We start from the raw sequence: 13282 nt of genomic DNA, 5'->3' as shown, positions 1-13282 counted from the left end.
ATTTTCTAATTTGAAAAAAATGAGGTTTATTCGTGACTTCATTTCATTATATATTATGCGCCATCTTCTGCTTTTAGTCTCTTTGATATTGATTGTTTCCTGTAAATCGGTTGAAAAATACAACGCCCAGGTAACTAGCTTACACAGTATTTATGATTTACAAGAGGATGTAGATGCGATTTATGGTCAGTTAAAGAGGCATCACCCAAGACTTTACCAATACTCGAGCAAAGAAACACTCGATTTTAAATTCGACAGTCTTAAAAATACTATTGTCAAACCTATTACCAGTCAAGAGTTTTATGAAAAATTAGCGCCAGTAGTTAGAGAAGTTAGACAAGGTCATATTTCGGTAGCACCACCCAAGGAGAAATTCACCAAACCAGAACGTAAGGAACTTAACAAAAAGAAATTTGAGTTTTATGAGCTGGATTTTGAATGTTTGGACGATGCCTTATGGGTCACAGGAGCACGAACAGATTCAGCATTGATAGGAAGTCAAGTTCTTAAGGTCAATACTGAAAATCCCATGGATTTAATCAAAAAATACGAACATCAAATTGCGTCTGACGGCTATAATACCACACTCTATAGCAGAGCCATAGGTAAGAACTTCGCCAGATTGTACTATCGGGATAAAGGGTTTCTGGATAGTGTGGCGCTAACCTTCAAGTTACGAGATTCCGTTTTTACTAGAGTCTTAAAACGCGTGGATAAAAACAAGCCAGCGGATTCAGTTCAAAAGCCTCAAGATTCCACAGTTGTAAAAACCTTAACTAAAGATGAGCGAAATGCCAAAAAGATAGCAGAAAGAGAAAAGCGAAAGCGTCATAAAAAACTGGGATACATCTCGTCCAGAAAGGAATATATCCGAAACTTCAATTATTTAAATGATGCCGTGGCCATAATGAAAATTAGAGGTTTTGAAGATGGTCCTTACAAAGAGTTTTATAGCGAAAGCTTTCAGAAGTTAGATTCGTTAAACACGCCTTATTTAATTCTGGACTTACGTGATAATGGTGGTGGTCGTATTGGTGAAATCGATTATTTGTTTTCGTACTTGGCGCAGGAGCCTTATCAGTTTATAAACAACAAAAGTGAAGTCACCAGTCGTGTGCCATTTATGACTTTTGCTATGGCCAATGGCAGTCCAACAGGTTTAAAAATAGTATCAGCTATTTTATCACCCATCATTGTGACGCATAACCTATTAAAGACTCAAAAGGTAAACGATACCTTGTATTATAAATTTAAGTACAGTAAAATACGTCAGCCCAAAGAAAATAATTTTAAAGGTCAGGTATATGTGCTGATTAATGGTAATTCATTTTCGGCGTCATCGATTATTTCAACTAATTTGAAAGCCTTGAATCTGGCAACTTTTGTTGGTGAGGAAACTGGTGGTGCTTACAATGGAACCGTAGCCGGCATTTACAAATATTACACACTGCCAAATAGTTTAGTTAAAATTCGGTTTGGGCTGATGCAAATAGAGTCACCATACAAAACAGAACCAGATGGCTTTGGTATTAAACCTGATGTTTATATCGTTCCAACGCATGAAGACCGCTTAAATGGTAAGGACCCAGAATTGGAGTGGATTTTAATGGATATTGAAAAGGACAAAAGCTATTCCGGAAGCGGAAAAGCCAATCAAATCGGGTATTAAAATTAACCATATCTTCACGCTTAATTGTTATGGTCAACCCACAAAACATTTGTATTTTTGTATTCGCAAAAAACGTTTGCAGCTTGCTGTAAACATAAATAAATTGTCATTCCTGTGTAAACAGGAACGTTTTTAACACAACTTGATAAAAGATTTTATATGAATTCATATGATGTAGCCATTATAGGCTCTGGACCTGGAGGGTATGTAGCAGCTATTCGTTGCGCTCAATTGGGAATGAAAACAGCTATTATAGAGAAATATGCCACTTTAGGAGGTACCTGTTTAAACGTGGGTTGTATTCCAAGTAAGGCACTTTTAGATTCGTCTCACCACTACGAGGATGCCGTAAAGCATTTTGAAGAGCATGGTATCGATATTCCAGGAGAGATAAAGGTTAACCTAAAGCAAATGATTGACAGAAAGCAATCGGTTGTAGACCAGACTACAGGTGGTATTGATTTCTTGATGAAGAAGAATAATATTGATGTGTATCAAGGATTGGGTTCGTTTAAAGATGCTACTCACATCTTAATAAAAGGTGATAAAGAGGAAGAAATTGAAGCAAAAAACACCATTATAGCTACTGGAAGTAAACCTTCAAGTTTACCGTTCATAAATATTGACAAAGAGCGAATTATAACTTCTACAGAAGCTTTAAAGCTGAAAGAAATTCCAAAACATTTAATTGTTATTGGTGGTGGTGTTATTGGCTTGGAATTAGGACAGGTTTATAAGCGTTTAGGTGCTGAAGTTTCGGTGGTGGAATATATGGATCGTATCATTCCAACCATGGATTCTGGATTGTCAAAAGAATTGAATAAAGTACTTAAGAAGCAAAAGTTTTCTATCAATGCTTCCCACAAAGTGAAGTCGGTTGAGCGTAAAGGCGATGAAGTTATCGTGAAAGCCGATAACAAAAAAGGCGAAGAGGTAGAGTTTAAAGGTGATTACTGTTTGGTATCTGTTGGTCGTCGTCCATATACGGATGGCTTAAACGCTGAAGCAGCAGGTGTGAAACTAAACGATAGAGGACAGGTTGAAGTTAATGAGCATTTACAAACATCAGCCAGTAATATTTATGCTATTGGTGATGTTGTTAAAGGTGCTATGCTAGCTCATAAGGCTGAAGAAGAAGGGGTGTTTGTAGCGGAAATTTTAGCAGGTCAAAAACCACATATTGATTATAACTTAATTCCAGGCGTGGTGTATACTTGGCCAGAAGTCGCTTCTGTTGGTAAAACCGAAGAGCAATTAAAGGACACTGGTGTAGATTATAAAGTGGGTCAATTCCCGATGCGTGCGTTGGGAAGAAGTCGTGCGAGTATGGACTTGGATGGTTTTGTGAAGATATTGGCAGATAAATCTACGGATGAAATTTTAGGCGTTCACATGATTGGTGCACGTGCAGCCGATATGATTGCCGAAGCTGTGGTAGCTATGGAATACAGAGCATCAGCTGAAGATGTTTCCAGAATGTCACATGCGCATCCAACATTTACGGAAGCCATTAAGGAAGCCGCTCTAGCAGCTACCGATGATCGTGCATTACATGTTTAACTAAAAAGCATTGTCACCTCGAGCGCAGTCGAGAGGTCTTAATAAAAAAAGCGAACCAAACGGTTCGCTTTTTTTGTTTACAACTGTTAATAACTTGAACACGAATTCATTGAATAAAATTTTAACTTCGTTTAAAGATTAAAATGAATTCATTTCAAGTTATTGAATTTCATTTGAATAACAACCGTGAAAAAGAATAAATATGGCGAAAACTAGCACAAAATATACACCACCACCTCCAACCGAACTAATTGTTCCCAGAAAGGACTTCATACAGAAACTTGAAGAACGAATTAAGGAGGGAGAAGAAATTTTAAAATTTAATGTAAGTACGCAAACTGATTTTGAAAATAATAGAGAAGCTTTCTATCATTGGAGTGATTATAATTCTGAATACTTAAAACAGTCATTCAATAATGAATACAATGAATATAAGAAACGATATGACGATTGCACAATGTTTATTGGTCTTGGAAAAAGTAGACATGGTCCTCAAGGCAAACTTTTAAATTTTAAAGAAAGTGTTGAAGCTAAACTATCTAACCTCAAAAAACTTCTAGGAAAAGCCGATTTATTAAAATCCTCAATTGAGGAACCAAGCATACACGAAATGAAAGAAATATCAACAAAAACTAACAAAATATTTATTGTTCACGGTCATAATGACCATATCAAAACTGATGTAGCAAGAACTTTGGAAAAGCTTGGTTTAGAACCTATAATCTTGTCAGAACAACCAAATCAAGGACAAACAATAATTGAAAAATTTGAACTTCATTCTGATGTTGGTTTTGCCGTTGTTTTAATGACAGCTGACGATTTAGGCAGAGTTAAAACTTCTAACGAAGATCAATTTAGAGCGAGACAAAATGTAATTATTGAAATGGGTTATTTCATAGGAAAATTAGGACGCAGCAACGTATTCCCAATGTATGAAGATGGAGTTGAATTACCTAGCGACTTACACGGAATTTTATATAATTCGATTGATGATGCTAAAACTTGGAAGTTCAAATTAGTTAAAGAATTGACAGCATCGGGATATCAAGTAGACGCTAATAAAATATTGTAATATGGGAATGAGAAACTATAAATTCGAAGATTTTGAGATTGGGAATAGTGTTTATCATAAATCAAACACAAAAATTAAAATGATTGTAGTTGGTAAAGAGCCCGAGACTTTTGAAATAAAATGTCGATGGGTTGATAAAGATGGAAACAGATTAGAAGATACATACTTATTTGCAGAATTAATCAAGTCGGACGATTATGATCATGACAATAGACCTACAATAAGAATAACATCAATATAAAAACGACTTATAGCATCAATCTTTAGAAGAGTGATAATCGATCTTGTATTCCATTCTTAATACCGTTCCAAAACTTCAAGCGCTTCCTTTTTATAACTTCTGCTAATGGTTAAGGCTTTACCTTGAATCATGACATGTTCATTGGTAAAGGAGGTAATATGTGCTATAGACACAATAAACGATCGGTGTATACGCAAAAATTGATTACTGGGAAGCTTGGCTTCAATAGCACTAATGGTTTCCCGAGTGACTATGGTTTCATTCTCTAGATGGATTTTAATGTAGTCACTATAGCTTTCAATGTAAACAATCGCGTTAAAATCAATTTTAATCATGCGTCTATCAGAACGTACAAACATAAATTGATTGGTTTCCAGTTGGGAAGCTGTTTCAGATATTGCATTGGAGTACACATTAAAGTAAGTGTTAACTGCTTTTAATAGCCGTTCAAACGCTATGGGTTTTAACAGGTAATCTACAGCCTGCAATTCAAATCCTTCCACAGCATAATCCCGATAGGCCGTTGTAAAAATAATTTTGATGTCCTTGTTTATGGATTTGGCAAATGAAATGCCAGACACATCAGGCATATTGATATCCAAAAAGATCAAATCCACTTTATGGGCATTGATAATTTTAAAGGCTTCCATAGCACTGCTGCAACTGGCCAATACGGAAACGTTGTCAATCTTGCTTACATGCGTTGCAATGACTTCTCTGGCGATTCTTTCATCGTCAACAATCAGGCAGGTTATGTTGTTTTGATTTTGCAACTAGTTACTATTTAAGGTTAAATCCACTTTAAACGTGTCTTCCGTATTCGAAATATGTAGATCATATTGGTTTTTATATAAGAGATCCAGTCGTTTTTGGATATTCTGTAAGCCAATACCACTATTCGAGTTTTCGGATTTTATACTGGTATTTTCAATTGAAAAATGAATGGTATTATCGGTTGTTTCTATATGGATTTCAATATTCAGTTTTCCATTTTTCAGGCTACCGTGCTTAAAGCTGTTTTCCACGAAGGGCAATAGAAGCATGGGTGCCAGTTTCGCATCTGATGAAATATCATGGGCGTTCAATGACACGTTTAAGGTATCATGAAACCGCATGTTCTCCAAAGCGATATAATCTTCGATGTGTTCAATTTCTTCAGTTAAAAGTACAAACGGTTTATCGACCTGGTACAATAAGTAATCCAACAAGTTAGAGAGTTTCAATATCATTTCAGGTGTTTCATCGGCTTTTTTTAAGGCAAAACCATACATGGTATTGAGGGTATTGAACAAAAAATGTGGATGGATCTGCATTTTTAAATAGTTCAGTTCTTGTTCTTTTAGCTTCAATTGGGTTTCTAGAATTTTTGTTTCAAGCTTCTTGGTCTGTTCGCTATGCTTTAAATTGAGTTTCAATAATTTGAATGCACTTACCAAAATAACCACCAAATAAACACCTGAAGCCACCGAAATAATGTTTTTGGTAATCGGGTTCATGTTGTCATATTCAAATTGCGCCAAATAAATAAGACTAAAGAATATGGACATCATAATCAAATACCCAGAAATGATAAGGGTATAAGCCGAGTAGAGAATAAATAAACCGTATTTTTTTTGTATTAAGTATTCCGGAATCAACTTATAAATGGAAACATAAGTTGCAGCAATGGTTACAGGCATTAAAAAGACAGAAAACAATAAGGTGTCTTGGAAACTTTCTTCTTTTGATGAAAAAAAGTTGGTAAAAAACAAAAGCACCAAACACCAAAACACGAGATGGGTGAGCAAACGAAAGCTTAACTTTAAAATAGCTCTTTTTGTAAACATGCTTATTAATTACAATACAATAATACCATATTTTTAAGGTGTTTTTTATATTTTGTAGACAAACAACCAGATTAGCACGGGTTTTGACAATTTGGTCATATCCTTTGCTAATTCAGTCATTCGTCGCATTTCATGATTTTCAGTCTATCAAAGGGATATGTTTGTATTATGTTTAACATAAAATCTAACGTATGATATTTTCAACAATTTTTTTAATGAGTCTTTTTGATGAAGGTGGACCATTAATGATGTCCCTGATTTTAATTTGTCTGATACTATCCGTAATCTTTTTGATTAGAGGTTTTGTATCGGTTAAATCCAATCAAAACCTATCCAAACGCATGCTGCAATTGGCTTCAGATGCCAGTTTACTGGGAATGGTAATTGGTTTTTTCGCCTCAATTTTGGGCTTGGTTTCAGCTTTTGATTCTGTTGAGGCTATGGGAAATGCCGAACCTGCCATGTTTGCTGGCGGATTAAAAGTGTCTTTAATCACATCACTTTTCGGATTATTGACATTTATTATTGGCAGAATAGGTATTCTTATTTTAAAAGCTTTACATAAGGATTAATGAAGATCACAATCAATAAACGAAGAACTGTTTTAGTGTTGCTCTTGAGTATGTGTTATGGAGTCATTACCGGACAAACCAATGCGTATTTGAGCCAAGTAGGGAAAAAGGATAGTCTGTATTCTCAAGTACTAAAGGAATCCAGAACGATTTATGTACAGCTTCCAGAAAGTTATCATGCCAATCCCAATCAAAAATATCCGGTTGTATATATATTGGATGGCGAAGTATTTTTGCCCACATTAACCGATGTCCATCATTATTATTCTGGAGGGTTTATGCCTGAAATGGTTTTGGTGGGTATTTCAAATGCTGAAAATAGAACACGGGATTTAACCACTTCAAAAATCACTGAAATGTATGGCATGCCATATAAAGAAGAACACGGTGAAGCCAAAAACTTTTTGAAATTTATTGAAACCGAATTGATTCCATATGTTGAAACAAGCTACCCAGTGACCAATTACAGAACCTTGATAGGTCACTCGTATGGCGGTTTGTTTACAGTTTATAGTTTGGTGCATCGTCCGAAATTGTTTGCCAATTATTTAGCCATAGACCCAAGTTTGGATTGGGATGATCAAAAACTGGTTAAAGAGGCCAAAGCTATTTTGCCTCAAAAGGATTTGAGTAATAAGACTTTATTCATGTCCTTGAATGGCCAATTGAATATGCTGGACGAAACGGTTACTATCGATAATGTCATGGAAGATACTTCTGATTTTACCATTTTTGCTCGTTCCAATGTGGGATTAAAGCAGTTTATTCAGGAAAATAAGCAGAATAATCTACAGTTTACCTGGCAATTCTATCCGAAGGAAATTCACGGTACCATTCCACAACCTTCCATCAAAGATGGAATGATAGCATTGTTTGAATGGTTTCAAATGGAAAACACTTATGCCATCAATAATCCTGAAACACCAATTGAAGCATTGGAAGGCATTATTGAGCATCGGGCAGATAAACTGGAAAGTCATTTTGGGTATGCTGTACCGCCATATCCTGAAGAACTTTTAAATATGTCCGGTTATATGAATATGGATATGGGACAACTGGATAAGTCTAAACTATATTTTGAAAAAGCTATGGAGTATTACCCTAACAGTGCCAATGCGTATGATTCTATGGCAGATTATTATGAATTTCAAAAAGATTATACCAATGCTTTAAAGTATGTGTCCAAAGCTTATGAAATAAGTGGTTCGGAATATCACGGGGAAAGAATGGCTAAATTTAAAATGTAATTAAACGAGCCAATATTTCGAAATAAAAAACGACTGAAGTAGTCGTTTTTTTTATACTCCTCTGTTTTACAAGATGTTAATAGAAGTGTTCAAATCTTTTTTATATAGGCTCGATTAAATTTTGGCATCTAACAAAAATTAAAGATATTAGACACTGATTAATAGTGCAGCTGCGAATAATCAAGTTGACGTTCAGAGCGAACTTATGTATGGTAATAAGTTATTGTTAGGAAGGTTTTGAAGACTAACGAGATTATTTGCGAATCCCTTGCCGCTAGGCGAGGGATTTTTTTATCCAACAAGCCGTTTTCTTAGTTGTCTTGAGAGGCTTATCTTTATAGTTCACAAAACAGATGGATGACAGTATTATTAACCGGAGCGACAGGATACATAGGTAAAAGGCTATTACCTGTTTTATGTGATTTAGGATATCATGTGGTTTGTGGTGTACGTGATGTGAGTCGATTTAATCCACCCGATTTCTTAAAGGAACAAATTACCACCATCCATTTGGATCTGCTCAATGAAGAGACATTGAAGAATATACCCCATGATATTGAAGGGGCTTATTATTTGGTGCATTCCATGTCTGCTTCAGAAGATTATGAGGAGTTGGAATCTCAATCTGCTCGTAATTTTAATAAAGCAATCGCCAATACAAATATTAAGCATGTTATTTATTTGACTGGAATCGTAAATGAAAATCATTTATCAAAACATCTAGCGTCCAGAAAACGCGTGGAAGAAATATTAAGTGAAGGTAAAGGTCATTTTACCGCCATTAGAGCAGGCATTATTATTGGTTCAGGTAGCGCTTCTTTTGAGATTATCAGAGATTTGGTTGAAAAACTTCCCATAATGATTACACCACGCTGGCTTAATACCAAATGTCAACCAATTGGCATTTTCAACGTCATTCAGTTTTTATCGAAGTCTTTGTTCAATGAACAAACTTACAATCAGAGTTTTGATATTGGAGGTCCAGATGTCCTGACCTATAAAGAAATGCTGCTTGAGTTCGCCAGGGTAAGAGGCTTGAAACGGTATATCTTTACGATTCCAGTTATGACACCAAGACTATCATCCTATTGGTTGTATTTTGTTACATCCACCTCATACAGACTGGCGGTTGCATTGGTGAATAGTATGAAGATTGAGGTTGTTTGTAAGGATGATCGATTAAGTAAGTTGTTAGACATTCAAACTCTAGGTTATACCGAATGCTTACAACGAACTTTCAGTAAAATTGAAAATAGTGAAATTATATCGAGTTGGAAAGATGCCTATGTGAGTAGTGGTATGGAGTATAATATTTCGCATTATATCCAAGTACCAACCTTTGGATGTTTTGTAGATAAACGTGAAAAAGCGTTTGCGAATCGTGCTGAAACTCTGGAGCGAATTTGGAGCATTGGTGGCGAAACAGGTTGGTATTACGGTAATTGGCTTTGGCAAATTCGTGGCTATTTGGATAAATTGGTTGGCGGTGTAGGATTAAGACGCGGAAGAACCAATGTACACACCTTGAATGTGGGTGATGCGCTGGATTTCTGGCGTGTGCTTTATGCAAACAAAGAAGAAGGCAGGTTATTACTTTTCGCGGAGATGAAATTACCTGGTGAAGCCTGGCTTGAATTCAAAGTTCAGGATAATAAAATTGTTCAAACAGCAACTTTCAGACCTTTAGGTATTAATGGCCGTTTATACTGGTATAGTGTTTGGCCTTTTCATGGTTTTATTTTTAAAGGTATGCTCGAGAAATTGGCCAGTTAATAAACTACTTCCGTTTTTTACGTTTATTGTCATTCCTGCGCAGGCAGGAATCCAGTTTGATAATTCAATCAATTAAACAAGGCCAGTCTTTTGATAAATCATCCCATTCTGGATTATCCTCTTCAATGATATTTATTTTCCACTGACGTTTCCACTTTTTCATATTCTTTTCACGCTTAATAGCATCATTTACATATTGAAAGGTTTCAAAGTAAATTAATTTGTCCAGACCATACGTTTTGGTGAAGCCTTCAACCAGTTTGTTTTTGTGTTCAAACATGCGTCGCTCCAAATCGTTGGTCACGCCAATGTACAAAGTACCCTTGTATTTATTGGAAAGGATGTATAGGTAGTATTGATGGGTATTTCGGTGCATGTATCTAAATTAAGGAATTTTAGAATAATGGATTCCTGCCTGCGCAGGAATGACAAAACTAGTGCTATTGTTTTTTAGGAAGGACAAGACGTGGATAAAGTTAAATGTCTAATGTTTGTTGATTGGTTCAGTTGAATCTCTGGATTAGCCCCGCTGAATCTTCGATTTCCTGCTTTCGTAGGAATGACAAGCTACTTCCGTTTTTTACGTTTATTGTAATTCTTATCACCTCTAGTTTTAGGCTTTTTGTACTTTTTAGCAATTTCTCGTTTGTATGAGCCGCCCAAATTCACCTTTTTATTTTTGTCCTTCTTTTCATGAAATGCAGGACCAACTTCCTCGTCATGATTGCGTTTCAAAGGATTGTTGCGTTCTTTAATTTGAGGTCGTTCTTCTTCTATTAATTCAGTTGAAATAGTGACATCTTTAGGAAAGGGAATTTCAGGAATGTGCATATTCATTAACGACTCAATACGCTCAACAGCTTCGTTTTCCTTTTCGGTATGAAATAATAAAGCCTTTCCTTTTCGCTCGGCACGACCGGTTCTACCAATACGATGCATGTAATTTTCAGGATAAATGGGTGTATCAAAATTGATAACATGTGAAATGTTGTCAATATCCAGACCACGAGCCATGACATCGGTTGCCACCAAAATGCGATGTTCGCCTTCCTGAAACTGTTCAATACTGCGTAAACGATAATTTTGGGTTTTGTTGGAGTGTATGACACAAACGTCATCACGAAAGCGCTCTTCAAGAGCCTCAAAAAGACGGTCGGCCATTTTCTTATAAGCTACAAATACCAAAACTTTATGATAGGTCTCGCTATCTTTCAGCAAATGAACCAATAAATTCAGTTTGGTATAGAAATTTGGTACCGAGTATTTTGTCTGTGAAATATTTCCCAAAGGTGTTCCTGAAACCGCAATGGAAACACGTTGTGGTGCAATAAAAAAATCAGTGATTAAGTTATCCACATCTTCGGTCATGGTAGCCGAAAACATGATATTTTGTCGGCGTTCAGGGAGGATATCAAATATATTAATAAGCTGATGTCTAAAGCCTAAATCCAACATGACATCCACTTCGTCAATCACTAACTTCTGAATGGATTTCAATTGCAACACGCGACTAACAGCTAAGTCATACAATCTACCAGGAGTAGCGACAATAATGTCCAAACCTTGTGCAACGGCCTGCTTTTGAGTGTTAATGTTGACACCACCATAAACCCCTAAAATTCTAACGTTGATATATTTGGCCAATTTTTCGGCTTCCTCAACCACCTGAACAACCAATTCTCTGGTTGGAACCAAAATCAATACTCTAGGATTATCTTGTTTTGAAAATTTTAAATTGCGCAAAATGGGCAACATATAGGCAAAGGTTTTTCCAGTTCCCGTTTGGGCAATCCCAACCACATCTTTACCTGAAGCCACAATATTGAAAGCCTGCTCTTGAATGGGTGTAGGATTAATGAAACCCAAATCATCAAGCGCATTATATAAAGGTGTATTTAGTTTGAGGTCTTGAAAAGTAACTGGTTGTTCCATAGTGCAAAGGTAAATTTTTATAAGAGAGTTTCTACTTGTTAATGCATACAATTATTCGGTAATTTGTGTTTAAAATTTTCAAGTGCGGACAATCCATACATATCAATTAGAAAAAAGTGAGGATTTTAAATTGAAATTGCTCAATTGGAGTCAACAGTTTTCTGAAGTTGTTTGGATGGATTCTAATACTTATAATCAGAAATATTCTAGTTATGATGCCGTGTTGGCAGTAGATGCTTTTACGAGCATACAAACTGATTACCATGACGCTTTTGGTAGGTTGAAAGAATATCAAAGCACGACTAAAGACTGGCTTTTTGGTTATTTGAGTTATGATTTAAAGAATGATGTAGAAGATTTACAATCCAACAATTTTGATGGTTTGCAGTTTCCGGAACTGTGTTTTTTCCAACCTAAAAAATTATTTTTTTTAAAAGAAAATAGGTTAGAGGTGCATTACCTAAACTTGGTCGATGATGAACGGGAAAAGGATATTCAAGATATAAAATCTACTGATTTGGAAATTGGAAATTATCCAAGTAAGCCAATCAAAATTAAGTTGCGTATTCATAAGGATGAGTATTTCAGTAAAGTTGAGACTATGTTGGCGCATATTCATCGAGGCGATATTTACGAAGCTAATTTTTGTCAGGAATTTTATGCTGAAACCTCTAAAATAAATCCCTTAACAACTTATCAGAAACTCAATGATATTTCGCAGCCGCCATTTGCAACTTTTTTAAAACTTCAGGATAAGTATTTGCTTTCTGCTTCGCCAGAACGCTACTTGAAAAAGCAAGGCAATAAAATTATTTCGCAACCCATAAAGGGGACAGCTAGACGATCAATTGATAGCAATGAAGATGATAATTTACGTGAGGCTTTGTCTAAAAACGAAAAAGAGCGATCCGAGAATATCATGATTGTCGATTTAGTGCGAAACGACCTATCTAAAACGGCCACCAAAGGGAGTGTACAGGTTGAAGAGCTCTGCAAGGTCTATACCTTTCCGCAAGTACATCAAATGATTTCGACGATTTCTTCTGAAATTGAAGTAGATACACATCCTGTTGATGTCATTAAATCAACGTTCCCAATGGGTAGTATGACAGGTGCGCCAAAAGTGTCTGCTATGAAAATTATTGAGGAGCTAGAGGAAACCAAACGAGGATTATATTCTGGCGCAGTCGGTTATTTTGCACCTAATGGTGATTTCGATTTCAATGTGGTTATCAGAAGTATTTTATACAATGAAACAAATCAGTATGTCAGTTATTCTGTTGGTGGTGCCATTACGGCAAAAAGCGACCCATTAAGTGAATATGAAGAATGTTTGGTAAAAGCTAAAGCCATGCGCGAAGTTTTAGAAAATTAAAGTTTATTTTTGAAG

The 13282-nt window shown here is 35.9% G+C and carries 12 protein-coding genes; 8 read left to right on the top strand and 4 right to left on the bottom strand.

Features of this window, described 5'->3' with window-relative positions; all coding sequences use genetic code 11:
- Window positions 1-19: 19 nt before the first annotated feature.
- The 4 genes from C1T31_RS09660 to C1T31_RS09645 all read left to right on the top strand — a co-directional run bounded on the left by C1T31_RS09660 (window position 20) and on the right by C1T31_RS09645 (window position 4542).
- Entirely contained in the window at window positions 20-1669 is a 1650-nt protein-coding gene (locus tag C1T31_RS09660; protein ID WP_243398927.1) for a S41 family peptidase, read from the top strand.
- Between the two features lie 159 nt (window positions 1670-1828).
- Entirely contained in the window at window positions 1829-3229 is a 1401-nt protein-coding gene (gene lpdA / locus C1T31_RS09655) for a dihydrolipoyl dehydrogenase (protein WP_103052294.1), read from the top strand.
- Window positions 3230-3431: 202 nt separating this feature from the next.
- Entirely contained in the window at window positions 3432-4301 is an 870-nt protein-coding gene (locus C1T31_RS14150; protein WP_207764276.1) for a TIR domain-containing protein, read from the top strand.
- 7 nt (window positions 4302-4308) lie between these two features.
- On the top strand, window positions 4309-4542 hold the full coding sequence (locus C1T31_RS09645; protein WP_123912658.1) for a hypothetical protein: 234 nt from the start codon (window positions 4309-4311) through the stop codon (window positions 4540-4542).
- A 56-nt stretch (window positions 4543-4598) separates the two neighbouring features.
- On the opposite strand, the gene C1T31_RS09640 is transcribed toward C1T31_RS09645, so the two are convergent.
- Both C1T31_RS09640 and C1T31_RS09635 read right to left on the bottom strand, forming a co-directional pair.
- Window positions 4599-5315: a LytR/AlgR family response regulator transcription factor gene (locus tag C1T31_RS09640; RefSeq protein WP_243398926.1), complete on the bottom strand. Its 717-nt coding sequence runs from the start codon at window positions 5313-5315 to the stop codon at window positions 4599-4601.
- Entirely contained in the window at window positions 5316-6368 is a 1053-nt protein-coding gene (locus tag C1T31_RS09635) for a sensor histidine kinase (RefSeq protein WP_103052292.1), read from the bottom strand.
- A gap of 215 nt (window positions 6369-6583) precedes the next feature.
- On the opposite strand from C1T31_RS09635, the gene C1T31_RS09630 reads away from it, so the two are divergent.
- From C1T31_RS09630 to C1T31_RS09620, 3 genes are all read left to right on the top strand, one after another.
- Complete coding sequence (locus C1T31_RS09630; RefSeq protein WP_243398925.1) at window positions 6584-6940, top strand: MotA/TolQ/ExbB proton channel family protein; 357 nt, start codon at window positions 6584-6586, stop codon at window positions 6938-6940.
- Window positions 6940-8187 (top strand): alpha/beta hydrolase-fold protein, encoded by a 1248-nt coding sequence (locus C1T31_RS09625; protein WP_103052290.1) that lies wholly within the window; start codon window positions 6940-6942, stop codon window positions 8185-8187. Before C1T31_RS09630 ends, C1T31_RS09625 begins: the two co-directional genes overlap by 1 nt.
- Before the next feature lie 357 nt (window positions 8188-8544).
- On the top strand, window positions 8545-9960 hold the full coding sequence (locus tag C1T31_RS09620; protein WP_103052289.1) for an SDR family oxidoreductase: 1416 nt from the start codon (window positions 8545-8547) through the stop codon (window positions 9958-9960).
- Window positions 9961-10024: 64 nt separating this feature from the next.
- Here C1T31_RS09620 and C1T31_RS09615 read toward each other — a convergent pair whose 3' ends face one another.
- Window positions 10025-10336, bottom strand: a complete 312-nt coding sequence (locus C1T31_RS09615; protein ID WP_103052288.1) for a GIY-YIG nuclease family protein — start codon at window positions 10334-10336, stop codon at window positions 10025-10027.
- A 191-nt stretch (window positions 10337-10527) separates the two neighbouring features.
- Window positions 10528-11892 (bottom strand): DEAD/DEAH box helicase, encoded by a 1365-nt coding sequence (locus C1T31_RS09610; protein ID WP_103052287.1) that lies wholly within the window; start codon window positions 11890-11892, stop codon window positions 10528-10530.
- A gap of 82 nt (window positions 11893-11974) precedes the next feature.
- Between C1T31_RS09610 and pabB the strand changes: the two genes are divergently transcribed.
- A complete protein-coding gene (pabB, locus tag C1T31_RS09605; RefSeq protein WP_243398924.1) occupies window positions 11975-13267 on the top strand; it encodes an aminodeoxychorismate synthase component I in 1293 nt (430 codons plus the stop codon).
- The last annotated feature ends 15 nt before the right edge of the window (window positions 13268-13282 follow it).

The organism is Hanstruepera neustonica (assembly GCF_002895005.1).
Classification (GTDB): domain Bacteria; phylum Bacteroidota; class Bacteroidia; order Flavobacteriales; family Flavobacteriaceae; genus Hanstruepera; species Hanstruepera neustonica.
The sequence above is the reverse complement of the archived record's forward strand: the minus strand, read 5'-3'. Positions and strand labels throughout refer to the sequence as shown.

Coding starts and splice junctions, on each gene's coding strand:
- C1T31_RS09660 (WP_243398927.1), top strand. CDS start 20: ATGAGGTTTATTCGTGACTTCATTTCATTATATATTATGCGCCATCTT.
- lpdA (WP_103052294.1), top strand. CDS start 1,829: ATGAATTCATATGATGTAGCCATTATAGGCTCTGGACCTGGAGGGTAT.
- C1T31_RS14150 (WP_207764276.1), top strand. CDS start 3,432: ATGGCGAAAACTAGCACAAAATATACACCACCACCTCCAACCGAACTA.
- C1T31_RS09645 (WP_123912658.1), top strand. CDS start 4,309: ATGAGAAACTATAAATTCGAAGATTTTGAGATTGGGAATAGTGTTTAT.
- C1T31_RS09635 (WP_103052292.1), bottom strand. CDS start 6,368: ATGTTTACAAAAAGAGCTATTTTAAAGTTAAGCTTTCGTTTGCTCACC.
- C1T31_RS09630 (WP_243398925.1), top strand. CDS start 6,584: ATGAGTCTTTTTGATGAAGGTGGACCATTAATGATGTCCCTGATTTTA.
- C1T31_RS09625 (WP_103052290.1), top strand. CDS start 6,940: ATGAAGATCACAATCAATAAACGAAGAACTGTTTTAGTGTTGCTCTTG.
- C1T31_RS09620 (WP_103052289.1), top strand. CDS start 8,545: ATGACAGTATTATTAACCGGAGCGACAGGATACATAGGTAAAAGGCTA.
- C1T31_RS09615 (WP_103052288.1), bottom strand. CDS start 10,336: ATGCACCGAAATACCCATCAATACTACCTATACATCCTTTCCAATAAA.
- C1T31_RS09610 (WP_103052287.1), bottom strand. CDS start 11,892: ATGGAACAACCAGTTACTTTTCAAGACCTCAAACTAAATACACCTTTA.